This is a genomic window from Octadecabacter arcticus 238 (genome assembly GCF_000155735.2).
GTDB classification, from domain to species: Bacteria; Pseudomonadota; Alphaproteobacteria; order Rhodobacterales; family Rhodobacteraceae; genus Octadecabacter; species Octadecabacter arcticus.
In genome coordinates this window covers 4170154-4193234 of record NC_020908.1, presented here as the reverse complement: position 1 = coordinate 4193234, position 23081 = coordinate 4170154, and the positions used below count along the sequence as shown (strand labels likewise).

Sequence of the window (23081 nt, the reverse complement as noted above, 5' to 3'; positions counted from 1 at the left end):
TGCCTCGCTCTACGCCGGACAAAAATAAGATTGCCCACTCTTGTTTGTCTTTGTGATCAGCTTTTCTGAGAGCCGATCTGGGTTTCCACTTGTGCTCGATCAATCCAATGGATTGCCAAATGTGGCAAATCGCCATCAGATTGCTGTGCAAGCAGCTTTCCATAAGCATCAAGTTGCGCAGCATAATCTGCGAAGGTGCCAGCCCCACTTTTGTGGTCAAGGATTAGCTGCTTGCCCGCACCCGTGGCGAGAAGGTCGATGATCCCATTCACTTCCACGCCTGATGCTTCTCGCTTTTGGATGGGCACCTCACACTCGATTTCTGTGTACCCCTCCGCGGTCAACCAGCGGTTCAAAGCAGCTGCTTGCTCCGCCAAAACGCCAAGTGTCGCCTCATCAAAACCAGTTGCTTCGACCAAACGTGACCGGAGATCTGGACGCAGCAACAAAACACGAAGTGCCTTGTGCAATGCGGTACCCCTTTCGCTGGCCGTGGCCGCGAGGCTTGCGACTTGGTGTTGGATATCAAGCGTGACCACTTCCGTCTTCACTGCTGGCCCCAACTCAGATCCAAGCTGTGATGGACGCGTGCGCCAAACTGTTGGCCTGGTTTCCTGTAAGGCGCGCAACTCACCAAAAGCAGCCCGGGCCCCTGACGCATGCGCAGGAGATAGATCTGGCATATCAGGTACGGCTGCAATACAGGCCAACATTCTAGCCGGGAAACTTGCACCACCAACTTTCAGGCTCCCGGCCTGCGGCTCCATACCAGCCTCAAGCACCAGCATTTCAGCGTGGTTTGCCGGTCCATCGCCTTCGCCAAGTTTCTTCAGTGCAAAATCCGGCCACTCAAAGATCAACCGATCACGCCCGCGGGTGAGAGCGACATAAAGAAGGCGACGTGCATCGGCTTCCGCGGCTGGGCGCCGATCTTCTATGAAAATCTCCTTCTTTTCCTTGATCGATAGATCGGGCGTCCAGATCAGACGGGCATGCTCAAGGATGGCACCGAGATCGCTGAAATCGGTGAACTCCGCACGCAAAGTTCCGGGTTTTTCACCAATTGCCTTATCCAATCCGACAACAACAGTGATGGGCCATTCCCGGCCCTTCGAGGCGTGCCAGGTCACGATTTCGACCCCTTGCCCCTCACTTTGGCCCGGATCGGGGTGGCGGTCGAAATCGCGCTCATCGCGACGCGCCTCGAGCCAGCCCAGGAAAACCTGCGCACTCGCGCCATGGAAACCCGCCGCGGCCTTGAAGTCACGATGGGCCGAGACGAATTCGCTCACCTCTGCGTGAAGCCGCATCAGGTCGGCGTGGGCTTGCGTCGCCTCCGGGCTAAGCGCCGCCCAATCAAGGATGCCCGAAGCTCTGAGGACCTGTGGGAGAAGAGTTTCCAGCGGCATGGAGGGCGCTGTCCCTGCGAGGCTACGCAAATCAGCAAGCTGGGGACAGTTTTCCAACTCGCCATCGGCAAGCAGGCTCATCGCCTGCTGGAGAGGCACAGCAAACGGGCCGAGTGTCAGGAGCGCCAGCGCGGCGTGGAGGTCTGTTGGATCAACCGCAAAAGCCAGAGCGTTTCGCGCCGCCATGATAGCAGGCGAATCCAACCAGCCTGCAGCACTAATCCGGACAGGCACACCGTGCCGTTTGAGCGCAGTTGCATAGCGCGCCGCCATCGAATGGGTCGGCGCTAGAATGGCAATATCGCGCGGCTCAACCGGGCGGAATGTCGGAGCCTTGGGATCACTTTCCCGCTCAACCACTGGCCCAGCCTCCGCGAGGATGTCAGCAATACGGGCTGAAACATGCTCCTCGGGGCGTGATTTCTTCGATCGGCGCCCTTCCGGGATGCGCAAGATTTCGGAAAAGGTCTGCCCTGTTTCCGGCCGCTGCGGTTCCAGCGGCACATAGGCTTCTTTGAAGAGCCCCGCCGAAATGGTGTTCACCATTTGCATCAGCCGAGGATCGGAGCGCCAATTACCGGTCAGGGGCGAGGCCGCTTCTGGGTTTTGTCGCTCGAGCGCCTCGCTCAGGCGGGGGTCTGCCCCTTGGAAGCCCATGATCGACTGCTTAGTATCGCCCACGATCAGCACGCGCTTTGCGGATTGCGCTATCCGCCACAGAAGTGCGAACTGCACCGGGTTCGTATCCTGAAATTCGTCAATGATGACGCAGTCGACCTCGGACAAGAGCGCCTCGAGGATTTCCGGGCGCGTCCGGAGCAGGCGCTCAGCATCGCAGATCATATCCGCATAGTCGATGACCCCCGCTTCGCGCTTCATGTCAGCATATTTTGACATCACCTCCTGGGCGCCATGGACCAGCGCGGTGAGATGCGCACAGGCGTCTTCCAAGGGGCCTGGGTGGACTGCGATATCCGAGGCCGCCGCGATCACCTCATCAGACAGAGCATCATACCCATCCGGTGTGGGAGCGCCTCGCTTCGATTGACGCAATTCGCTTAAGCTCTTCCAGAGCCCCCAATCCCTGCGCAACTCCCCGGGGCGCAGGGCGCGCTTCATGTTTCGAAAGTCTTTTCCAAACGCCGTGCGCGCAGCTGCCGATGTTGCATGGGCGGTGAGGTCATTCGGGAATGCCGCTAACAAGGCGTTGATAGCCGCAATCAGCCGCGCCTCTAAGGGGGCTCCGTCTGGCTCAACCCGACCGTAAAGATCGCGCATGCGGGCCACAGCCGCGTCCGCCAATTGCGGGCCATTGCCGTTGTCGCCGAGCCCCCTCAGCAGATCGATCGTGGTCAGTATCCTACTACGGAAACTGTCTTCCGGGCTAGCATTCGAAAAGAAGCTCGACCGATAGCCAAAGCGCGGCAGATCGGCTTTGACCGCTTCAAGCGACTCCGCATGCGCCATAGCCTGACGGATCAGCAGGTCGCGCTCTGCCTCGGCCAGGGCGCGGGGTTGAGGAGAAGCCCCCGCAGCGAACGCATGCTCTGACAGGATGCGCAGACCCAGCCCGTGGATCGTCGATACATAAGCCTGCTCGACAGCTAGGGCAGCCTCAACCATGCCTTCGGCCAAAAGGCTCGCCCGAATCCGCCCCCGTAACTCAGCGGCCGCAGCCTCGGTGAAGGTCACGGCCAGAATGCGATCAGGACCGACCAGGTTATCCTTTACCCATTTGGTTAGGTCGGACTTAATCCTAAAAGTTTTCCCCGAGCCGGCCCCGGCTGGTACAATCGTCAGCATCTCAGTCATCGATGTCCTCCATGCTGTCATCCGTCTCGGTCCCAGGCATCATGAAACGCGAGACAATCGGCGAGGCATCCAGCGCATAAGGCGCGAGGTTCGCTGTCTTCTCAAAGAATTTGCGATCATCTTCGCTGTTGAGGCCGATCATCCCTGCCTCAACCTCGGCAAGCCGCTTGATGAGCAGATCCATGGCCTGCGCCGAAATCTCTCCATCCACCACGGTAACGACGCCAGCGGGTGGCTCAAGGCCTTCGAGCAGAACGCCCTGGTCGTTGATGAGGTGGTAAGCGACACCGATTTTGGGGTTGCCGGCCAAGGCGGCCTCGAGAACTTCGCCGGTCTTTTCTGGCCGTTTGAGCATTTCGCGGTAGAGGCCCAGCTGCAGATCCCAGCCTGCTTCAAGACGTGCGCGACGTTTCGGCGTGCCACTCTTCTTGTGATCAACGACCAGAAGGCTGCCGTCGGCAAGTTGCAGAAGGCAGTCGGCGCGTCCGCGCAACAAGATGCCTAGTGCCTCGCCCTGGAGACCGATCTCATTATCGATCACGCGGGCATCAAGGCCGGCGAGGGTGTTACGCCAGGCATGCGCTGCAGTGCGGATATCCCGCAGTAAGCCTTCACGTTCAACAGCCCAGATCGAACGCTGCAGGAAAGGTGCATATTTACGGATTGCCGAAGCCAGCAACTCCGGTACCTCAGCCTCAATCTGATCATGATCAGGAAGAGCCACGTCTTTGGGAAACAGAAACTCCAGAACGTCATGTGCGATGGTGCCGGCAACCATGACGTTGAGACCGTCGGGCGCCCATGTCACTGGCTCCGCCCCAAACACGGACAAGCTCCAGGCCAAAGGGCTGACCATGAGCGTTTCCAGTCGACTCGGCGACTGGGGACGCATCCGCCCGTCATCCAAAAGGCGACGGCGGAGCAAATCGTGACCCAAGCGCAAAACGCCGTCATCCGGCACGGCGCTGGTCAGCGCGTCCATGGATGCTACGACGACGCGATGTTCAAACGGCCAACGGTCGCGCGGGAGCGCACGCAGATCATGGATCAACACCTCGGCACCCTCCGTGCCCTTGTCCCCATTTCCAACTGTGCGCGCCACAAGCGACAGAGCCGCCGCGGGAGCCTGGCGGCTGCCATTTGGCGCGAAGACGGGGCGCAATAGGGTCACGGACCCTGAGGCGCACAGTAACTGACGCCGAAGCTTTTCGAGGCGCCGCGCCAGAGCATCGCCGCGCGTTTCAACACGAAGGCCCGTTTTTTCATGGAGAAGCTGAAGTTCACCATCGAGAAACAGAGGCGATGCAGAGACCGCACGTGGCCAGCGGTTGCCACTCATGCCCATGGCAATCAAATGCCGCGCTGGGCGCCAAGGCATGGTCGCTTCCGTAAACACGCTCACGCCCTCGACGAACGCCTCGGACGGTGATGGTTTGGGCGTTGTTGGTGTTGCGACACGATAGAGCGCAGCCCAATCCAGCGAACGGCTCTGCGCCAGCTGGGCCCGCATCGTTCCCAGCTTTGAGCGGAATGCAGCAACATCCTCGCGCAGCTCTGTGACATCAGTCAGAAGCTGAGCGGCCTGCTCGAGAGCTTGCAGAACACCAAGTGGGCTCTGCTCAATATTGCTCCGCACCAGCTTGTAGAAACGCTGTGGACGACCCGTCAGCGACCGGGCGGCGAAGGGCTCAAACCGGCCTTTCATAACTTCGCGCGAAAGCTGCAGCCCGGTCTCTGCCGGCCATGGCAGCAAGGGAGAGATGTAGAGACTGGCAAGCGCCATGGCCGGCGCGGGGGCCTGGAAACACAAAAGAAGCTGAAGGAGTGTTTCGCCTGCGATGTCTCGGCGACTGGGCTGCGTGGGCAAACCCGAAAGCGGAATGCCAACGTTAGCGAAGGCCCGTCGAAGCTGCGCAAAATAGCCGACCTCGTTCGGTACCAGGAGCCCGATATCCTCGGGTGATACGTTTTGATCAATCATGCGCTGGGCCCGCGCAGCCGCAAAATCTGCCTCCTCTGCCTCATCGCGCAAAGCGAAGAACGCCATTGTGTCATCCAGTGGCCCTGAAGGGATGAATGCGCCTGTCAAACCTTGCTGCGCGCGCCACAGGCTCGTGCCCTCGGCGGCGCCGATTAATAGCGGCGCGCAACGCGCCGCCCATTCCCCGCGAAATTCCTCGGAGGCGAGCCCGTGATGGTCCAGCAGCTGCGCATGCAGACGGCCTTCAAGTGGGGAGGCGAAGGTGCATGGATCACCCACCACCAAGGGCAACGGCTCAAGCGCGTCTTCAGCTGCACAGCTAAGAACATGGGCATAGACCTGTAGATCCTCCGGCAGCGCGGCCGGGGCCTGACGCCAGAGATCGCAGAGCGCGGCAAGATGTTTGTAAAGGCGGCTATCGCGATCCAGCGCATCGAGGCCAACCTCACCCGGTCTCAGGCCGTGAGTCGCTACCGCCAAGCTCCGCAAGGCCGTTGAAACTGCAGTAGCTGTTTCAACCGGGGCAACAATCATGCTGGCCGACCAAGGAAACGCCGCATCCGCCAGCACAGAATTCAGGTCGATCCCCTGCGGGCGCGGCGCAAGATAGATTTCCGCCAAAAGGTCAGGCGTGATGGCCCGAAAGGCGCCCGTTCCGGCATGAACCGTCATCAGTGGTTCAAGACCATTCATTCGCACCTCCTCGCCAGGACTGGCATAAACCTAAACTCGCGTTTCAACACGAAGCTATCAGAACCACATTTATCCAAGACCACTGACTGTTTAGCGAATCGAAACAATACCTAGTCCCATAACCCCTGTTTGCGCATATTCTTTCGGGAAAGGCCGCACGTTACAACCCATCCCGCAGAGAGATACGTCCGAAATTGACGCATCGTTAATTTAGTATCAAATAGAATCAAAAAGAAAAGGAGACGCGATTGGTCCGAACGAGCACATCCCACCCCATACGCATTGACGATCTACCCCTCGGAAATGGATGTTTGGGCATCACATTTTGTCCAGGCAAGAAAGGCGAGAGTGTCTTTGGCGCTGAATGGTATCGCGACCTTGATCTCGACATTGACGCGATCAAGGCATGGGGTGCCAATGCCGTCTTGAGTCTGATCGAAGACCACGAATTCGACATGCTCGGTGTACCAACGCTCGGCGCGGTCGTGAAATCGCGTGGCATTGACTGGTGTCACTTTCCGATCCAAGATCTGAAGACACCCACAGACGACGCCATGGGCACATGGGTTGCGCTTTCGGCGCAGCTGCATGCCACATTGGAGCGCGGCGGCCGCGTTCTCGTCCATTGCCGCGGCGGCTTGGGCCGCGCAGGCACGATCGCGGCCTTGATGCTCATCGAACGCGGATTGTCCGCCCCTCAATCGATAAGCGACGTGCGCGCTGTTCGTCCAGGTGCAATTGAAACCGCAGATCAGGAACGCTGGGTTACCCATCGCGCCCGCCATTACGGACTACCGGGCATTCGGCTTCATGCCAGCCTGCTCGCTGGCGCGTATGGCGACAGCCTTGGTGCCGAAATCGAATTCCTGTCGCTGGATGCAATCAGGCGACAATTCCCTGACGGGATTTCAGACCTGCCCCCGCATCAGGGCCTGCGGGGCGCGATCACCGACGATAGTCAGATGACGCTGTTCACTGCCGAGGGGCTCATTCGAACCCATGTACGCGGCGCCCTCAAGGGCATCAGCCATCCGCCTTCTGTGGTGCATCACGCTCTCTTGCGGTGGTATCGCACGCAAGGCTGCAAGCCCCATGTGGAAACGGACAATGTAGGCCTGATCACCGATCGGCGGCTTTGGGCGCGACGCGCCCCTGGCTTGACCTGCCTGTCGTCACTCGGTGAAGTCCGCAGCCTCGGAACGCCTGCAAAGAATGACAGCAAGGGCTGCGGGACGATCATGCGCGTGGCGCCGGTGGCACTTATGGTGCCGCGCGATCAGGTGCGATCTATCGCCATCGAAACCTCTGCGCTTACGCACGGGCATCCAACCGGTCAGTTGGCCGCCGCAGCCTGGGCCGAGATGCTGGCTGACGTCGCGACAGGTGCAAAGCTGGAAGAAATAGCAGCAACGATAGCTGGGCAATACGAACAGCTGAAGAATGGCCACGAAACTGCCCACGCAATCCGCAAGGCGCTGGATGCGCCGCGTGATGGGTCCCCCGAGACAGTTGAAACCCTGGGAGGGGGCTGGACCGCCGAAGAAGCGCTGTCGATCGCGCTCTACGCCTGCCTTGCCGGCAAGACATTTGATAACGCGCTTCAGATTGCTGTCCTGCACAGCGGTGACAGCGACTCGACTGGCGCAATTGCGGGCAACATGATGGGGCTGATCGATCCTCTGTCCACTCTGAAACACCGCTGGGCCCTGGTGATCGAGGGCGCCGACATCATCACCCGTCTGGTGCGCGATTACCTGCGGCTCGAACATGAACATGACGGCGCCGAGCAGCTGGCTCGAGCCTACCCTGGGGCGTAAGCAGCGAGCCCGATGCTTGGCAATAAATGGAATTTCAATGAACTAGAAGAGACGAAGCACCCATGAGTAAAGGACGCAAACAGCGCTGAGCTGTGGAACGAATTGCAGGTAAATGGGGTTGAGCTGTCTAAATGCTACCCTTAAAAATACACAAATTTGAAAGTATCTAGCTAATGAAGAAAAAAAATCGACGAGCCAAAATTGCAAAATGTAAACTGAAAGCCGAACGCGCGCGCGACCCAAACGCAGATGTCCCACGTAATATCCCAGACAACATGCGTTATGTAATAACTGTGATGGATTGGGACGATCAAGATTCCGCACCCACTTGGGATAATTTCCAATTCAAAACCTTTGAGGAGGCTATAAATGCCCGAAACAGTGAGCCTAAATACAAGGTAGCATCTGAAAAAATTACGATTGAACCAAAGGAGTAAACGATATTGCTTTCTTCAGAATGTAAGGGCTGCAGCTATGTGCATTGGGCTGTCGGAATTGGACAGGGGATAAGATGTACTCACCCGGAGAATCGTACCACAGCGCAGCCTCGGATTCCGCTGATATCCGATGTTATGGATTGCCAGCTATATAAAGCCAGGGAACTTGCCGCGAAACGCAAAAAGACGAGGAATGAGGCATGGTGAAGCACGAAAAACCTGCGGCATCAGCCAGTAAAAAGGACGCATGCGACACCATACACCGCTTAGGACGAGAATTACATGCCGCACTCTTTCCTGAAGAATATGACCATATGTACGACAGCGTCACCGAAGCCAAGGATCGCCTGCGGGGCATAAATCCCATGAATGCTGAGTACGTGGAAAAGACGAATGCACTCCGCACACAGCTCATCAACGTTGAGCCAGATGCTTTCACTGATGGTACCCTTGCATGGGTTCTGGAGAAACTGCGGCAGGGAGACGAAGCTGAGCTGCGGGAAATCATGGCAAGCCGCGCCCGCGAAGCATTAGAGGCCAAACACCGAAGAGAACGGGCACGGCAACACTTGCAGACTCCATCTTGGCTAGACCAGAGGATCGACGGCATGCTTTCTGGAGAGACGTTCACCAATGATGGACAGGACAGAACAGATCCGCATGTCATCGCGTTTCGCGTCTTGGGCGAACTTTACACTGTAAATCTCTATGGAAACAATAAACTAGAATTCTTCAGGCAAATTAGGCGATTGCTAGCCGGTCGGTCCGAAGCCGAGTATCAAGACCTCTACCGCCATGTGATGAACGAATGGATGGATGTCTATGATTATTGACGGAGCGAACGCCAGACACGATGACACCGCCAACCGCATTCGTCCATTATTGCATGAAGTAAACGTTGATCAAAGGCTTATCCCTTTTAGTCCGGTTGCCCCACATGTTGACGCGGCGCAGAATCTTGCCCTTGTGGCTTTAGAGGCGGATCGGATCAGTTTGTAACGTCTGGTGGGTTTATAGGGCGTGGCTTTTGCCGTGAACGAGGCCCTTCAGGCGCGCTGTTCAACAAAATCACGATATGTCGCTGGCCCGAGACCAACACCGATCCCCAGCAGCGTGTCGAAGGCGCTTCGCATGTGTCGCCGTCGGTTCCAGCGGAACACGAATTCGTCGAGATAGCGTTGTAGATGGCACTTTCTGAGGCCGTGGAAGACGCCTTTTGCCCACGTTTTTAGGTTGGAGAACACGCGGTGGACCCAGTGGAGTATGTCGTGTGCCTTCTTGCCGCTGACGACCTTTGCCTCATGCGTGTTTGCAGGAGGATTTTCGTAACCGAGCCAGCCATCCGTGATGATGTGAGCGCCAGGCTCTACAGCCTGACCAATGAACCCGTGCAGCGTCTTTGACGCGCCGTCGGGAATGTGTTTCATCCTGATACGGCGCGGATGTCCGTCACTTGATAACTCGACGGCACAGACGACAAACATCTTTCCAACCGGGCTCCGCCCACCCTTTGGCCGGTCCTCGGGATCATGCCGGGACCGGAACGGCATCTCTGTTTCATCGATTTCGACAAGGTCTTTCAGGGGGTTGCGGTCAGGGTTGACCATCGACCGCCGCAGCTTTTGCAAGAGGAGGTCGCCGAGAAGCGCCATCGGTCCGAGCGACGATGGCGACCCGTCTTGTAGCTGCCAAGGCCAAGTTGCGCCTGAAGTTGCAGCGCTGACATGCCGTTGGAATGGCTGGTGATGATGTGCGCGGCAAGAAACCAAATTCGCAACGGCAAATGGCTGCTGTGCATTACCGTGCCAGCCGTCACGGATGTCTGCCGTGCGCAACCGGCACATTCCCAAGTCGCGCGATTTCGCTTTAACGGCCAGCCCTTGCAGGTGCCACAGGAAGGACAGACGAAGCCCTCAGGCCAACGATGTTCCACCAGATAATGCGAACACGCTTCCTCATCAGAAAACCTGGCGTCGAACGCGGGGCGGGACATGGGTTTGTCGTTTTTCCATCTGGCTGGCATGGGAAGAACAATACCAGAACATTCTAGATTGGCAAGCCGCTTCGCACTACATCAGGTGCCGCCGGAGCAAAGGGGATAAGCCTTCGTTGATCATATCTACTACTGTCATGGGTTTGCGTCATATTTTGACGTCAACAAGGACAAAATCCGCACCTTGAGTGCCACAGCTATCGTAGATGGGAACACAGTCGACTACACGCTCTCACCAGATGAGGTTTTTGCATCATTCACGAAAGTCATATCGCCGCGAAAAAAGTACTTGTTCGTCGGGACAAGCATGGGTGGTTTTTTTGCCGCGTGGCTCGGAAGTGAACTCGGCTGTCCGTTTGTGGCAATCAACCCTGCGAGCAACCCTGCCGTGTCACTCCGAAAGCATATAGGCGCATTCAAGTCGTATTCTGGCGCGCAATGTGTTCTGAAAAAGGAGACGGTTGACGTATACAACAGCCTCCCATTCCGTATGGATGGGAATGGTTTCGTTGCCATCGACATGGGTGATAAAATCATCGACCCGCAGCAAACTCTGCGCCTGGTTGGGAACAACTTGCCGGTTGTCACCTTTCCAGACGGGTCGCACCGGTTTGACCACATGCCTCAGTTGGCAGCCGTGATTCGGTCAATATTCTTCAACCCGTCAGCATCAAAGAACGTGACACCGACCATGACGACTTAGGCAAGCTGAGCACGGCTAAAAGCATCGGAGGGCGTTGCATACAACCCAATGTCAGTTCTTTTTTCTTGTATTGTCGATCAACAAGAGGACCCTCGACCACCTTTCAAACGTCGCATGAGGCGATCTAAGCGGACGACAGATCCAATGCCCCTAAAGAGTGTGGATGGCGATTTTTGGATATTGTTAAAGGCTTAAGTGTGAAAATAATCAATTTTAAGCCACAACCAAAAACTGGAAGGCCATGCCACGGTCAGCCAACGGCGAGCAATTTTTCGTTGTCGGAGACATTCATGGCCAGCCAGGGGCAATGAGAGCTACACTTTCAGCCTTTGCCGGAATCGCTCTCGCTCCCAACAGAGGAAGGCTTGCGTTGTTAAGTGACATTATCGATCGTGGTCCAGCAAGCCTTGAAGCAATAGATTTGGTTGAGAATGCCAAAGCCGTTGCTCTGGTCGACGATGTCGTTATCTTACCCTGCAACCATGAATTGATGGTGTTGGACGCACTTGAAGATCCAATGATCGTCCATGGGAGATTGGCTCGACAATGGCGAGGACGAACTTATCCTAGAAGCAGCTCCAAACTGCACGGATCGCTTACTCGCCGACTTCGCACGGCGGGCAATCTCCATGCCATTTTTGAAGCAGATGCAAAGTACACCGACGTCACTCCTAATCGGCGATGTTCTCAGAGCTATGCTTGAATTTGGGTGACGCGCATCATTAGGCGGCGTGGTTTTCGGTGTCACCGGTCACTTCGACACCGTCGTTGAATTTGATGCCATCGATGACTTTTGGCAACTGGTTTCTACCCTTGAGCCTCAACCATTTCTTTGATGCGGCCTGAATGAGGGTAAAAACCATCAGCTTTGCAGTTTTTTGCGACAGTGCGCCTTTGGTACGAACCGTTCTGTGTCGGACGGTGGCAAACACGCTTTCTATAGGGTTTGAAGTGCGTAGATGGCCCCAATGTTCCGCCGGAAAATCAAAGAATGCGAGCATCGCGTCTTGATCCTTGATTAGACATGCAACGCCCTTTGGATATTTGACCTCATATTTCTCAGAGAACACTGCCAGCGCCGCTTCTGCTTCTTTGCGCGTCCCTGCGTGCTGGATGTTATCCAGATCTGACTTCACAGCCGGTGCCATCTGCTTGGGAAAACAATTCAGAACATTCTTCACCTTATGCACCCAACACCGTTGGTGTTTTGTGCCTGGAAATGCCCTGTCCAGCGCGTTCCAAAACCCCATGGCCCCGTCACCAACCGCAATTTCCGGTGCGACGGACAACCCACGACTTTTTATGTCGGTCAGTAACTCATGCCAACTCTGTGCGCTCTCCCGCAGACCGACCTGAAAGCCGATCAATTCTTTCTTGCCCTCCGGTGTTGCACCGATGATCACCAGCATGCATTCGGCATTTTCTTCCATCCGGGCCTGAAGATAGACGCCATCGGCCCAGATGTAGACATAGTGACGAGCAGAGAGATCACGCCGGGTCCAGGTGTCATATTGTGCCTGCCATCCAGCCGTCAGTCGCGAAATGACGCTTGGCGAAAGGTTCGGCGCGTCGGTGCCCATAATGGCTGACAGCGCTTCTTGAAAATCACCCGTTGAAATGCCTTTCAGATAAAGCACCGGCAACAAGGCATCTAAGCTTACCGAGCGGCGCGCCCATTTCGGCAGTATGTTCGATGTAAAGCGGATTTTTTTGGACGGATCAGGTGTTGCCAGCCGGTCGCGCACCTTGGGCCGCTGGACATCCAGAGAACCAATGCCGGTCTGGATCTGCCGTTCAGGGCCAAATCCATGCCGCACAATCCGCTGGCGGCCATCCTCCAGCTGTTCATCTGCAAAGCTGGCGACAAATGCATCAGCTTCGGCTTTCAGCGCTTCCGCCAACATCCGGCGGGCACCCTCCCGTGCAAGCTCTGTCAACGGATCTACGATCGTTTCCGATTGGTGGAACGGCAGGATCTGTGTATCGTTCTTCATAGGCGTATTGCTCCTTGTGAGGTTCTGGCCGGCTTTGACACCTGCCACAATACGCCGCCTTTCAAATCACGCCATCACCCAAATTCCACCATAACTCATGTTCTCATGGTCCACGCAAGCCTCAATCCAGAACGCGAGTCCTTCGACTTTCTCTCAGAAGCTCGGCAGGCTGTTGTCGGTAGCTATTATTGGGCTTGGATTAGAGAGCCCTTCCTGAATTGCCAAGGTGGATGGGCCCAAAAGCGCGATTGGGCCGTCATACACGGCCACACGCCAGCAGTAAACAAACCGGTAACCGCCGAAAATTTTTACACACGAGCTGATAAGCTCTCGGATTACTCAATGATTTGCCATAACGCTGGAGCAGCAAAGGGAATTCCGCAAGAGGCTTGGGCCAGCTTTCACGATGGCCGGTATCGAATCGGCGTCACAAACCAGGGGCTGAAAAACAGCATCCAAAAATCCGTTCGGTGACCTGAAGTGGATGTGCCGAACGCTTACATGGGGAATAACGCAATGGCTAAACAACCTAGAAAAATTTTCTACCTAACTTTCGAAGACATATCAAGGCTGCGATCGACAGCTCCTTTTTCGAACATGACAGAACAATCTCAGGAAATTCTGGAAGAGTACCTTCAAGATGCCCTTTGCGGCATGAATCGTTGGGAAAAGAAGCTTCTAGGCACAAAGCTGAATTATGCCCGTGACCTTCTCAACCCGGAGGAACAACACGCTTTGTGGCCTCAGCTCAAGAGAGAAATTGAAAACATGCTCAGCATGGAGATAGCCCCGCCTTTGCCCGAACATCCAAGTGAACCATGAAGCCGAATTACTTCATGTTGCGCAACCACATCCAACCTGGCCAATTCCTCCTTATAGCGTGGCAAGGCCGTGCCTCCGGATGGGCAGCCAGCGGGTTCTATCAGTGCTGGACATGCGTGCAGTTATAACTGATGCGACAATCCGGCCCGGCCACCGCCCACAACATTCGCCACAGATGTTCCTGGCTTCGAGATTAGATCTTGAGGCTGTCGAAGTCTCAACGGCGTTGTCTTGGCGTTGCTCAGTAAAGAAGGACGACGGACAAACATTCGCGGCAAGTATCGTGAGGGTGTGGCGAGCTTGGTCATCGTGGCATACGAGAAGCTCACAGCCCAAGCTTGATCGCCGCAAGGATTACTACCTAAGGGCGGGACAGACGTGACAGCATGGGTCCTGTGGTTTCTTGACTGCCTCGACCGCGCGATCATTGGCGCCGATAGCATTCTTGCCACAGTCCTTGTCAAGGGCCCCTTCTGGGAGCGCGCGGCGGCGCTTGCTCTGAACGAACGCCAGATCAAGGTTCTGAACCGGCTGCTCGACTGGTTCGAGGGGAAGATGACATCGTCCAAATGGGCGACGATGGCTAATTGCTCGCAGGACACGGCGAACCGCGACATCGCCGCGCTAATCGACCTTGGCCTTTTGTTGAAGGATGAAGGTGGCGGCCGCAGTACACATTACGAGCTAATTTTATGAGCCATCTGGAAGCTATTACGTAAGACGTCTCAGGGGGGGGCTCGAGAAATATTGACCAGGCGTTGACCAAAACCGGTGCGGCTTAAACACAAGTAAATCAGTCAGGTTTTAAGTGACTGATTTCTTGGGTAAACTTGGTTGCGGGAGTCAGATTTGAACTGACGACCTTCAGGTTATGAGCCTATTAATGCAAGAACGTGGAAATTGTTTAAAATCAATCGCTTAGTCGGCATGCCTTTGTTTTCACAAAGTTTCCAACCACACATTCAGCAACATTCACGCGTATTAGCGGGCAAAACTGAGCGCAAACGTACATTCGCGGGTTGATGTGGCGTTGATGTAGACAATATCCTTGCCCCACTGGATGATGATCGCGAACGGCCCTGAGCGGGCCTTCGTGCTCTGCGCAGCTAACGGCGGCTTCGGTGTAGGTTTCTCGGACGCCACGCGCGAGGTTTGGGTGACGCGGAACATTGCCTGGCGTCGGAGAAGCGCTCAAGCGGGAAATCGCGGGGTTGGTCTGGGTGGATCGATTGTTGCTATGGGGATTTGCGCAATGCGTGTGTTTTCGCCCGGAGCTGACAGGCCAGTTTGGCGGGGCGCATTGAGTTAAGCGCAGCGCCAGTTTTGCCTGCTGTTGGTTGAAACTCACGGTATTTTGTCGGCGTCACCATGTTTTGCCACGCTGATCGCTTGATCAAAGCATGCCGATTGGTTCGCAGGAGATATAGCGAGCGGCCGAGGGTGTCGTTCGTGATGTGCGGTGCGCGCGTCATGCAGCAGCCCTTTGTGTTTTTGGCGGCGCTCTGGGATGTTGGGCTGGTGCGATTGTGTCGACGATTATCAACTGCCCGCCACAACATGGGCAAGGCAGAGCAAGAACACGAGGAGGTTCATCTGCATCGTTGATGGTGTTGCCTTTATCGTGCTCCTTGTGAGGGGTTTTGGCCCCCAGCAGTTGCCGGATCCGCGCGATATTGGCCGTGCGGTTGCTATTCCCATAGAACCCATAATGTCGGATGCGGTGCTGGCCTCTGGGCAGCACGTGGATCAGGAACCGGCGAATGAACTCATTTGTGGATCAGGAACCGGCGAATGAACTCATTTGTGGATAAGGACATGGTCGTGTGGCGGCCCGCACCTTTGAGGCGATAGTCCTTGGCGCGGAAGGTGACGTTTTGCGCATCGAAACGGATCAACCGGCTGTTTGAAATGGCAATCCGATGTGTGTAGCGCGATAGGTATGCCAGCACCGCTTTTGGCCCGGTGAAGGGTTCTTTGGCGTAGACCACCCATTCGATTTTACGCAGCGGTTGCAGGAAAGTGTCAAAGACATTTCGATCTGCAAGGTTTGTGAGATCGCCGAAGAATTGCAGTTTCCCGGCCTTATGCAGCTTGGCCAGCCCTTCCAGAATGAGCCACCGATACAAGCGGGATAGAACGTGGACAGACAGGAAGAAGTTCTTGCGGCAGGCGATCCATTTTGAACCATCTGTCGAAAGCCCTCCCCCCGGCACGATCATATGGACATGGGGGTGGTGGGTCATCGCCGAGCCCCAAGTGTGAAGGACCGACGTTATGCCAACCTTTGCCCCCAGATGTTTAGGATCAGCGGCGATTCTGACCACAGTGTCCGCGCTTGCCCGCATCAGAAGATTATAGATCTCGCGTTTGTTCTGATATGCGATGTCAGCAATCTGCTTTGGCAAGGTGAAGACCAGATGGAAATACCGCACAGGCAGCAGTTCAGCCTCACGTGCCGCAAGCCATATCTTCGCTGCACCCGCCTGGCATTTTGGGCAGTGACGGTTGCGGCATGAGTTGTAGGCGATATGCTCATGCGCGCAGTCGGCGCAGCGCGCGACATGACCGCCAAGCGCCGCGGTTCGACAGCGCTCAATCGCACTCATGACTTTGAACTGGTTCAGGCTGATGTGTCCTGCGTTTGCGGCACGCCAAGCAGCACCATGGTCACGGAAGATATCCGCGACCTCCAGTGATCGACTGGGCATGGTGGCCTATGAAGGCTAAGGCTTGCCCTTCTTCCGCTTGGCTCCATTCAGATCATCCAGCGGACTGTCCACTGCCGCAATCATGCCCGTGGCAACGCTGGCATAGCGCGCAGTAGTTGTCAGTTTGGAATGCCCGAGCAAGGCTTGGATCACCCGGATATCGACGCCGCGCTCCAACAGATGGGTTGCAAAACTGTGCCTCAACGTGTGCAGCGTGACCGGTTTGGTGATCCCGGCTTCCCGCGCGGTCTCTTTAAATAGCCGCGATATCTGTCGCGCTGAGAGGTGTTTGCCGCGATAGCCGGGAAAGAGGACCCGCTCGGGTGCAGGAACATCCTTGTCCTGACCGGTCGGCCGTTCTTGCCACCAGTCGCGCAGCAGGCTCAAAATATCGACAGGCAGCATGACGATGCGATCCTTGCGCCCCTTCGATTGCACGATGCGGATGATTTCCTGATCGCTATCAATATCACCAACTTTGAGCCGCACGACCTCGCCCGCACGCATCCCGCAGCCATAAGCCAGCGACAACATCACGCGCGCCTTCAGGCTCGGAGCCATAGCCAGAATGCGTTTAATCTCCTTTTTGCTCAGCACCAGTGGCACTTTCACCGGTTCCTTCAAATGGAAGATCTCGGCCACAAGATCATGCCGTCGAAGGGTCACGCGGAGCAGAAACTTGACCCCTGTCATCGTTTGGTTTCGGGTGCAGATGCTGACGCCGCTCTCGATCAGGTGTTGTTGGAAATACTTCACATCGTCTGGCGTGGCCGTCTCTGGCGAGCGCCCTAACCAAGCCGCAAAACGCTTACAGGCGCGCAGGTGACTACTCTGTGATGCAGGGCCGAGATTGCGCCCTGACATATCGGAAATCATGCGCGCACGAAGGGGCGTCGTTGGTGTCGATTGTTGAATGTTCATCGGAATATCCTCTGTCAATCGAGGCAAAATCACCTCGACCAACAGCACACACCCAAAATCTAGAATCGCGCAACAAATCCCTGTTAAGCCCTACACCCGCAGCAAGCGCCCCTATCGCGGAGCGATTTAGTGCTTGAGCCCTCTTTGACCGATGCTGCGCTTTGGGCAAATGTCCGCTTTAGCGGTCGTGGCTCACAGCCATTCCGAGTAGCTTTTGATCCATTCTTGTCGCAAACGATCTCCGTCCCTCAACCTGAAGCGAACAAGGTGCTGTTTCACGGTGTAGCTGCAGCTCTGTTACAAAAGTTTAATCAAACCAACACAAAAGTGAATCACTGGCCTCATATCCATGACCCAACACAAGGGGGCTACAATGCTGCGATTTGATAAAGTCACAAAAACCTTTGGCGGGAATACCGCCGTAGATGCGGCGAGCTTCACAGTCGATAAACCCATGATGATCGGTATTATTGGGCGCTCTGGCGCAGGTAAATCGACGCTTCTGCGGATGCTAAACCGCCTGACGGATGCATCATCTGGTGTGATCTCGTTTGACGGGTTGGACGTGACGGCTTTGCGAGGTGCAGCCAAGCGCAGTTGGCAGTCGCAATGCGCCATGATTTTTCAGCAATTCAACCTCGTGCCCCGCATGGACGTCGTGTCCAATGTCCTGCACGGGACATTGAACAGGCGGTCAACGGTGTCGACCATGTTCAACCTTTATCCTGACGAGGACATCCATCGCGCGATCAACATTCTGGAGCGCCTCGGGATCGCCGAACATGCTCCAAAGCGCGCTGAAGCCTTGTCAGGTGGCCAGCAGCAACGCGTCGCCATTGCGCGGGCTTTGATGCAAGATCCGCGGATCATTTTGGCGGATGAGCCGATTGCCTCTCTTGATCCGATGAATGCGCAGGTTGTCATGCAATCGCTGCGCGATATTCACGAACAGGACGGCCGCACTGTAATTGCCAACCTGCACACGCTGGACACGGCACGGCGCTATTGCGACCGCGTCATTGGCATGCGGGACGGTCGGATCGTGTTTGATGGCTTGCCAGAACACCTGACCACAGCCACGGCTCGCGAGATTTATGGCGCGGATGCTAGCTTTTCGGAGGCAACAACATCAACCCAGATTGAAACGACCGACCCGGCCCCAAGAGTATTGGCCGATGTCGCCGCGCAGTAGCGCTAAACAATTTATCCCCGCGCCCCACTGCGGGGTGCATCAATCAAGAGAGACCTCAGATGAAAAAGACGATCACACTTGCCCTTTTGACGACAACGCTGGCAGGGGCTGCGATGGCTGACGGTCATGTCATTGATGAATTCCGCATCGGTATTCTGGGTGGCGAGAATGCCCAAGACCGCATGAACAGCAACGAGTGTTTGCGCAGCACGATCGAAGACGCCCTCGGCGTGCCGACACGATTGTTTGCTCCTGCAGATTACAACGGTGTTATTCAGGGCCTTTTGGGTGGCACGATTGATCTGTCGCTGATGGGTCCATCGTCCTATGCTGCGGTTTATGTCGCGGATGAAACTGCTGTGACGCCTATCCTTGTGAAGGTGAACGTAGACGGCTCCACCGGTTATTATTCTGTCGGTTTTGCGCGCATCGATAGCGGTGTGGCCTCGCTTGAGGACATGCAGGGCAAGGTGTTTGGATTTGGCGATCCTAATTCGACCTCTGGCTACCTGATCCCCTCTGTTGAGATCCCCGACCTGATCGGTGCGTCCATGGATAACGGTGACTATTTCGGTGAAGTCAAATTCACTGGCGGTCACGAGCAAACAATCGTGGCCGTCAACAACGGTGACGTGGACGGCGGCGTGACGTGGACCGATGGTCAGGGTAACTGGGAAGACGGATATACCTTTGGTGCGCTGCGCAAAGCGGTGGACTCGGGTCTGATCGATATGAATGACATACAAGAAATCTGGCGCTCAAAGCTGATCCCGGGCGAGCCTGTTGTCCTGCGCAACGCCCTGCCTGATGATGTACGTGCGACCGTTACAGAGATCATCGACACGTTGGGCGAGACTGATCCGGAGTGCGCGACCGCGTTGGCCGGTGGAGAAGTCAGCGGGTTCGACCCAATCACTCATGACGCCTACACGTCCATTGTGGCGGCCCGCTTGGCGCAATCAAATTAAATAAACTAATTTTCATAACGTTTGCTGGCTCCGGATCTTCCGGGGCCAGTTTTTTATGCGGGGCAGAGCATGGCAGATAAAATAGTAAACGTTGATCAGACCGCCACGGTAGGTGACGCCTATCTTGCGCAGATCAAGAAAAAACGGCTGATGAATTTCATTATGCTTGTGGTGTTTCTGGCCCTGCTGGTGTCAGGCTTTTACACAGCTGACAGCCGCAATGCGGGTGGCTTTTGGGACGGGATCGGCAACATCTTCGATTTCCCTGCGGCCATGTTTGGCGAGGCAATTGATCGCGCCCCTTTGATGCCCGGATACCTGGTCGAGTACTTCCCGTCCTTGATTGAGACGATCAATATTGCAGCTGCATCAACTCTGATCGGTGCGTTGCTGGGGCTGGTGATGTCACTGCTTGTAACCCGTGGCTTTGCGCCTGTGCCGTGGCTGGTGAACCCGCTGCGACGGGTGCTTGATATCCTTCGGGCCATTCCTGAAATCGTCATCGCACTGGTTCTCATCTTCATGTTGGGCGGCGGACCTGTGCCTGCTATGATCGCGATTGCCCTGCATTCCATAGGTGCCTTGGGCAAACTGTTTTCCGAAGTCAACGAAAACGCGTCACTCAAGCCAGTCGAAGGGCTGGCCTCTGTCGGTGCAAACTGGATGCAAAGGATGTGGCTTGGCGTGATCCCGCAGGTTGCCCCTAATTATCTGAGCTACGCTCTTTTGCGGTTCGAGATCAACATCCGCGCCTCAGCCATTCTGGGCTTCGTCGGCGCAGGCGGTATTGGCTATGATCTTCGCAACACGATGAGCTGGGGCGTGGGCAAATACGACGAGGCCGCCGCTATCTTTATCTTGCTCTTTTTGACCATTGTCGCCGTTGATCAGCTGTCTGGCTTGATGCGCAACCGACTGACCAACGGTGCTGCAACCCCACAAGTGACCTCATGATAACTGCAACCCTTCATTCTGCGACGGTGGCGCAATTCAGCCGCAAGAAACGTATTACCTTTGCCGTGCCTTTGGTGATCATCGCTTATTTTGCCTATATCTTCGTGTCCTTCGATGTGGCGGGCCTCAGCGAGCGGATCAACGTAGACAATGCCCGTACGCTGGTGTCTGACAGCTACAGTTATAAGACCCATGTTGCGCAAGATAACCGCGACGGGTCGATTGCGATTTCGGTCGAAGGTGAACGCAAAGGGGAATATCCTCAAGGCACCGGACCCGATTGGGTCAGTTTGGGCGATATCACGGTGGTTGATCTGGGCGAAGGTCACATCATCACATTTGGTCCGCAGGTCAGCTACGATATTCCAGGCTACGGACTTGTCACCGCGCGACCCGACGGCACAGGCGTCAATGCGGAGTTCCCCGATGGTGATTTGCCCGACTTCATCAATGCATCCGCAAACCGGGTAATGATCACGACGGATGTGGGGCGGTTTACCATCACCCGCGCGCGTGCCGAAGTGTTCAAATACAGCCTTGGGTGGGAACTCTTCTTTTTCACCCTCGACAGTCCTTACTACGGATTGGGTCCAGCAGAGCTGGCGGCCAAGGTATTCAGCGGAAAAGCGAGTGCAGTCTGGCAAGAGTTCTGGACCAACAAGATGTGGCGACACGGCGACGTGTTTTGGGCGTTGTTTGAAACGCTGCTGATGGCGTTCTTGGGCACGTTTGGTGCGGCGATCGTTGCATTGCCACTGGCCTTCTTAGCGGCGCGTAATTTTAACCCTCTGGGCTCTTTGCGCTTTGCGGCACGGCGTTTGTTCGACTTTCTGCGGGGGGTGGACGGGCTGATCTGGACCATCGTACTCAGCCGCGCCTTTGGCCCCGGCCCGCTGACTGGATCACTTGCAATCTTGCTGACGGATACCGGCACCTTTGGCAAACTGTTCTCCGAGGCGCTTGAGAATGTGGATGACAAGCAAATCGAGGGGGTCGCTTCTACGGGGGCCAAGCCCGTGCAACGTTACCGCTTTGGTGTGTTCCCGCAAATGATGCCGGTCTTGCTGAGCCAAGTCCTGTACTACCTAGAATCCAACACACGCTCCGCCACGATTATCGGCGCGATCACGGGCGGCGGGATCGGCCTGCTGTTGACCCAAGCCATTGCCACCCAGAAGGATTGGGAGGAGGTCACGTATTACATCGTTCTGATTATCCTGCTGGTCATGGCGATGGACACCCTGTCCGGCTGGCTGCGTCGCAAGTTGATCAAAGGCGATGAGGGTGGACACTGATGACGCGGCTGACTGCTGACATGCCATTTCTGCATCCTGATTGTGAGGTGAATGATGCGACCTTCGGCAAATTTGTTGAAATTGGACGCGGCACGCGATTGGCACACAGCTATTTCGGCGACTATGCGTATTGCGACCGATCCTTTGACATTGCCAATGCCACCGTGGGCAAATTCGCAAATATTGCCGCCTTCGTGCGGATCGGAGCCACAGATCATCCGATGGACAAAGCCAGCCTGCATCACTTTCACTATCGGTCGGGCGACTACTTTGACGATGCAGAACATGATGACGCTTGGTTAGCCCACAGACGCACGCGGCGCGCGGTCATTGGGCACGACACATGGCTTGGCCACGGTGCGCAAGTCAGGCCAGAGGTAACTATCGGCCATGGCGCTGTCATTGCAGGAGGCGCCATCGTGACCAAGGATGTAGCACCCTATATGATAGTCGCTGGAATCCCCGCGGTCCCGTTGCGGGCGCGCTTTACTCCCAATATTGCAGACCGGTTCATGGCTTTGGCGTGGTGGGACTGGCCTCATGACGCGCTGCGGACTGCGCTTGAGGATTTCCGAGCACTCAGCGCTGAGGCCTTTCTGGAACGCTATGAATGATCTGCTAGGGGTCCGACAAGATCAGGGTAACCATGTCGCCAGCAAACCACGTACGACCAACCTCAAGGGGGCTGCCATCGGGGGCGGCATTCACGCTGATGGTGCGCAAAATGGGCGCGTGTTCGGCGATGCGCAGGTGAAGCGCCTGTGTTGCCGTCGCAAGCTTTGCGTTCACACGCGTCGAGGCCCGGGTAAAATCCGCCACACCCGATTGCGCCAACCCTTCTGTCACAGAAGGGTTGGCGCGCAGATGGCTCAGGAGGTCCGGCAATCTTTCTGCAGGGAATACGCTGCGGAACAATGCAATGGGCTGGCTTTCCGCCAGAGACAGGCCCTCATAGACATGAACCATTGCGCCGATTTCAAGCTGCAGGGCTTCGGCCTCGGATGCATGTGCCGTACGCGTTTCCAACAAAAGAACCTTTTTGGCGGGGCTGCGGCCTGCATCTGTAAGGTTTTTGTGAAACCGAACGCGGCGACCAATGGGATAGTCGGTCGGAGTCATAGCAACAAAAACGCCAGCCCCACGCCTTGCATGAACGATCCCCTCATCCGCCAAGGCGCCCAAGGCCTGACGCACCGTGTGGCGGTTAACGCCAAAGCGGGCGGCAAAAACGGCCTCGGTCGGCAACTTGTCACCTTGGCCGTACAGGCCCTCGGCAATGTCGCTGCGCAGGGATGTGGTGATGGCTTTCCAGATCGGGGTACGGCGGGTCATGTCATGAAAACTTCACACTAGAGGGGATTGGCAGAATCAGGACGTATCAG

General features: G+C 56.1%; 20 protein-coding genes, 1 tRNA gene and 2 pseudogenes. 14 read left to right on the top strand and 9 right to left on the bottom strand.

Annotated features, from left to right (window positions below):
* Positions 1 to 56: 56 nt before the first annotated feature.
* Both OA238_RS21715 and OA238_RS21710 read right to left on the bottom strand, forming a co-directional pair.
* Positions 57 to 3221, bottom strand: coding sequence for a UvrD-helicase domain-containing protein (locus OA238_RS21715; protein ID WP_044037351.1), 3165 nt, complete (start codon positions 3219 to 3221; stop codon positions 57 to 59).
* Positions 3214 to 5895, bottom strand: a complete 2682-nt coding sequence (locus OA238_RS21710) for a PD-(D/E)XK nuclease family protein (RefSeq protein WP_015496867.1) — start codon at positions 5893 to 5895, stop codon at positions 3214 to 3216. The genes OA238_RS21715 and OA238_RS21710 overlap by 8 nt, the downstream gene beginning before the upstream one ends.
* Before the next feature lie 248 nt (positions 5896 to 6143).
* Between OA238_RS21710 and OA238_RS21705 the strand changes: the two genes are divergently transcribed.
* The 4 genes from OA238_RS21705 to OA238_RS33065 all read left to right on the top strand — a co-directional run bounded on the left by OA238_RS21705 (position 6144) and on the right by OA238_RS33065 (position 9148).
* The gene (locus OA238_RS21705) at positions 6144 to 7712 is read left to right on the top strand and encodes an ADP-ribosylglycohydrolase family protein (RefSeq protein ID WP_015496866.1); all 1569 of its coding nucleotides are present in this window, start codon (positions 6144 to 6146) and stop codon (positions 7710 to 7712) included.
* 173 nt (positions 7713 to 7885) lie between these two features.
* The gene (locus OA238_RS21700) at positions 7886 to 8149 is read left to right on the top strand and encodes a hypothetical protein (RefSeq protein ID WP_044037349.1); all 264 of its coding nucleotides are present in this window, start codon (positions 7886 to 7888) and stop codon (positions 8147 to 8149) included.
* Between the two features lie 200 nt (positions 8150 to 8349).
* Positions 8350 to 8982 (top strand): hypothetical protein, encoded by a 633-nt coding sequence (locus tag OA238_RS29270; protein WP_015496865.1) that lies wholly within the window; start codon positions 8350 to 8352, stop codon positions 8980 to 8982.
* The gene (locus OA238_RS33065) at positions 8972 to 9148 is read left to right on the top strand and encodes a hypothetical protein (RefSeq protein ID WP_187293093.1); all 177 of its coding nucleotides are present in this window, start codon (positions 8972 to 8974) and stop codon (positions 9146 to 9148) included. The genes OA238_RS29270 and OA238_RS33065 overlap by 11 nt, the downstream gene beginning before the upstream one ends.
* A 47-nt stretch (positions 9149 to 9195) precedes the next feature.
* Here the strand turns inward: OA238_RS33065 and OA238_RS21690 are convergent.
* Positions 9196 to 10172, bottom strand: a pseudogene (locus OA238_RS21690) (IS1595 family transposase).
* Positions 10173 to 10266: 94 nt separating this feature from the next.
* Between OA238_RS21690 and OA238_RS29265 the strand changes: the two are divergent.
* Positions 10267 to 10845: a YqiA/YcfP family alpha/beta fold hydrolase gene (locus OA238_RS29265; protein ID WP_083906797.1), complete on the top strand. Its 579-nt coding sequence runs from the start codon at positions 10267 to 10269 to the stop codon at positions 10843 to 10845.
* 241 nt (positions 10846 to 11086) lie between these two features.
* Positions 11087 to 11548, top strand: a complete 462-nt coding sequence (locus tag OA238_RS32055) for a metallophosphoesterase (protein WP_144055954.1) — start codon at positions 11087 to 11089, stop codon at positions 11546 to 11548.
* 19 nt (positions 11549 to 11567) lie between these two features.
* Here the strand turns inward: OA238_RS32055 and OA238_RS21675 are convergent, their stop codons facing one another.
* The gene (locus tag OA238_RS21675; RefSeq protein WP_015494194.1) at positions 11568 to 12839 is read right to left on the bottom strand and encodes an IS256 family transposase; all 1272 of its coding nucleotides are present in this window, start codon (positions 12837 to 12839) and stop codon (positions 11568 to 11570) included.
* Between the two features lie 516 nt (positions 12840 to 13355).
* Here OA238_RS21675 and OA238_RS21665 point away from each other — a divergent pair.
* Positions 13356 to 13661, top strand: a complete 306-nt coding sequence (locus tag OA238_RS21665; RefSeq protein ID WP_144055953.1) for a hypothetical protein — start codon at positions 13356 to 13358, stop codon at positions 13659 to 13661.
* A gap of 378 nt (positions 13662 to 14039) precedes the next feature.
* A complete protein-coding gene (locus tag OA238_RS21660) occupies positions 14040 to 14357 on the top strand; it encodes a Fic family protein (RefSeq protein ID WP_015496862.1) in 318 nt (105 codons plus the stop codon).
* Between the two features lie 135 nt (positions 14358 to 14492).
* On the opposite strand, the gene OA238_RS32395 is transcribed toward OA238_RS21660, so the two are convergent.
* The 4 genes and pseudogenes from OA238_RS32395 to OA238_RS21640 all read right to left on the bottom strand — a co-directional run bounded on the left by OA238_RS32395 (position 14493) and on the right by OA238_RS21640 (position 17290).
* A tRNA-Leu gene (locus OA238_RS32395) sits at positions 14493 to 14629 on the bottom strand.
* A gap of 13 nt (positions 14630 to 14642) precedes the next feature.
* Positions 14643 to 14831 carry a hypothetical protein gene (locus OA238_RS21655; RefSeq protein WP_044037341.1) on the bottom strand — a complete coding sequence of 63 codons (189 nt, stop codon included), beginning with the start codon at positions 14829 to 14831 and terminating at the stop codon, positions 14643 to 14645.
* A 298-nt stretch (positions 14832 to 15129) separates the two neighbouring features.
* Positions 15130 to 16369: pseudogene (locus OA238_RS21645) on the bottom strand (IS91 family transposase).
* A 15-nt stretch (positions 16370 to 16384) separates the two neighbouring features.
* The gene (locus OA238_RS21640; protein ID WP_015496835.1) at positions 16385 to 17290 is read right to left on the bottom strand and encodes a tyrosine-type recombinase/integrase; all 906 of its coding nucleotides are present in this window, start codon (positions 17288 to 17290) and stop codon (positions 16385 to 16387) included.
* A gap of 144 nt (positions 17291 to 17434) precedes the next feature.
* On the opposite strand from OA238_RS21640, the gene OA238_RS32050 reads away from it, so the two are divergent.
* The 6 genes from OA238_RS32050 to OA238_RS21615 all read left to right on the top strand — a co-directional run bounded on the left by OA238_RS32050 (position 17435) and on the right by OA238_RS21615 (position 22313).
* Complete coding sequence (locus tag OA238_RS32050) at positions 17435 to 17677, top strand: hypothetical protein (RefSeq protein WP_144055952.1); 243 nt, start codon at positions 17435 to 17437, stop codon at positions 17675 to 17677.
* Positions 17664 to 18482: a phosphonate ABC transporter ATP-binding protein gene (gene phnC, locus OA238_RS21635; RefSeq protein ID WP_015496861.1), complete on the top strand. Its 819-nt coding sequence runs from the start codon at positions 17664 to 17666 to the stop codon at positions 18480 to 18482. Before OA238_RS32050 ends, phnC begins: the two co-directional genes overlap by 14 nt.
* A 59-nt stretch (positions 18483 to 18541) precedes the next feature.
* Positions 18542 to 19450, top strand: coding sequence for a phosphonate ABC transporter substrate-binding protein (gene phnD / locus OA238_RS21630; RefSeq protein WP_015496860.1), 909 nt, complete (start codon positions 18542 to 18544; stop codon positions 19448 to 19450).
* Positions 19451 to 19519: 69 nt separating this feature from the next.
* On the top strand, positions 19520 to 20404 hold the full coding sequence (phnE, locus tag OA238_RS21625; protein ID WP_015496859.1) for a phosphonate ABC transporter, permease protein PhnE: 885 nt from the start codon (positions 19520 to 19522) through the stop codon (positions 20402 to 20404).
* Positions 20401 to 21699 (top strand): phosphonate ABC transporter, permease protein PhnE, encoded by a 1299-nt coding sequence (gene phnE / locus OA238_RS21620; RefSeq protein ID WP_015496858.1) that lies wholly within the window; start codon positions 20401 to 20403, stop codon positions 21697 to 21699. The genes phnE (OA238_RS21625) and phnE (OA238_RS21620) overlap by 4 nt, the downstream gene beginning before the upstream one ends.
* Positions 21699 to 22313 carry an LbetaH domain-containing protein gene (locus OA238_RS21615; protein WP_015496857.1) on the top strand — a complete coding sequence of 205 codons (615 nt, stop codon included), beginning with the start codon at positions 21699 to 21701 and terminating at the stop codon, positions 22311 to 22313. The genes phnE (OA238_RS21620) and OA238_RS21615 overlap by 1 nt, the downstream gene beginning before the upstream one ends.
* Before the next feature lie 4 nt (positions 22314 to 22317).
* On the opposite strand, the gene phnF is transcribed toward OA238_RS21615, so the two are convergent.
* Complete coding sequence (gene phnF / locus OA238_RS21610) at positions 22318 to 23031, bottom strand: phosphonate metabolism transcriptional regulator PhnF (protein WP_015496856.1); 714 nt, start codon at positions 23029 to 23031, stop codon at positions 22318 to 22320.
* Positions 23032 to 23081: the final 50 nt, after the last annotated feature.

Excerpts from the sequence above, each read along its gene's own strand:
- OA238_RS21715 (WP_044037351.1), bottom strand. The coding sequence starts at position 3,221 with ATGACTGAGATGCTGACGATTGTACCAGCCGGGGCCGGCTCGGGGAAA.
- OA238_RS21710 (WP_015496867.1), bottom strand. The coding sequence starts at position 5,895 with ATGAATGGTCTTGAACCACTGATGACGGTTCATGCCGGAACGGGCGCC.
- OA238_RS21700 (WP_044037349.1), top strand. The coding sequence starts at position 7,886 with ATGAAGAAAAAAAATCGACGAGCCAAAATTGCAAAATGTAAACTGAAA.
- OA238_RS29270 (WP_015496865.1), top strand. The coding sequence starts at position 8,350 with ATGGTGAAGCACGAAAAACCTGCGGCATCAGCCAGTAAAAAGGACGCA.
- OA238_RS33065 (WP_187293093.1), top strand. The coding sequence starts at position 8,972 with ATGATTATTGACGGAGCGAACGCCAGACACGATGACACCGCCAACCGC.
- OA238_RS32055 (WP_144055954.1), top strand. The coding sequence starts at position 11,087 with ATGCCACGGTCAGCCAACGGCGAGCAATTTTTCGTTGTCGGAGACATT.
- OA238_RS21675 (WP_015494194.1), bottom strand. The coding sequence starts at position 12,839 with ATGAAGAACGATACACAGATCCTGCCGTTCCACCAATCGGAAACGATC.
- OA238_RS21665 (WP_144055953.1), top strand. The coding sequence starts at position 13,356 with ATGGCTAAACAACCTAGAAAAATTTTCTACCTAACTTTCGAAGACATA.
- OA238_RS21655 (WP_044037341.1), bottom strand. The coding sequence starts at position 14,831 with ATGTTCCGCGTCACCCAAACCTCGCGCGTGGCGTCCGAGAAACCTACA.
- OA238_RS21640 (WP_015496835.1), bottom strand. The coding sequence starts at position 17,290 with ATGAACATTCAACAATCGACACCAACGACGCCCCTTCGTGCGCGCATG.
- phnC (WP_015496861.1), top strand. The coding sequence starts at position 17,664 with ATGCTGCGATTTGATAAAGTCACAAAAACCTTTGGCGGGAATACCGCC.
- phnD (WP_015496860.1), top strand. The coding sequence starts at position 18,542 with ATGAAAAAGACGATCACACTTGCCCTTTTGACGACAACGCTGGCAGGG.
- phnE (WP_015496859.1), top strand. The coding sequence starts at position 19,520 with ATGGCAGATAAAATAGTAAACGTTGATCAGACCGCCACGGTAGGTGAC.
- phnE (WP_015496858.1), top strand. The coding sequence starts at position 20,401 with ATGATAACTGCAACCCTTCATTCTGCGACGGTGGCGCAATTCAGCCGC.
- OA238_RS21615 (WP_015496857.1), top strand. The coding sequence starts at position 21,699 with ATGACGCGGCTGACTGCTGACATGCCATTTCTGCATCCTGATTGTGAG.
- phnF (WP_015496856.1), bottom strand. The coding sequence starts at position 23,031 with ATGACCCGCCGTACCCCGATCTGGAAAGCCATCACCACATCCCTGCGC.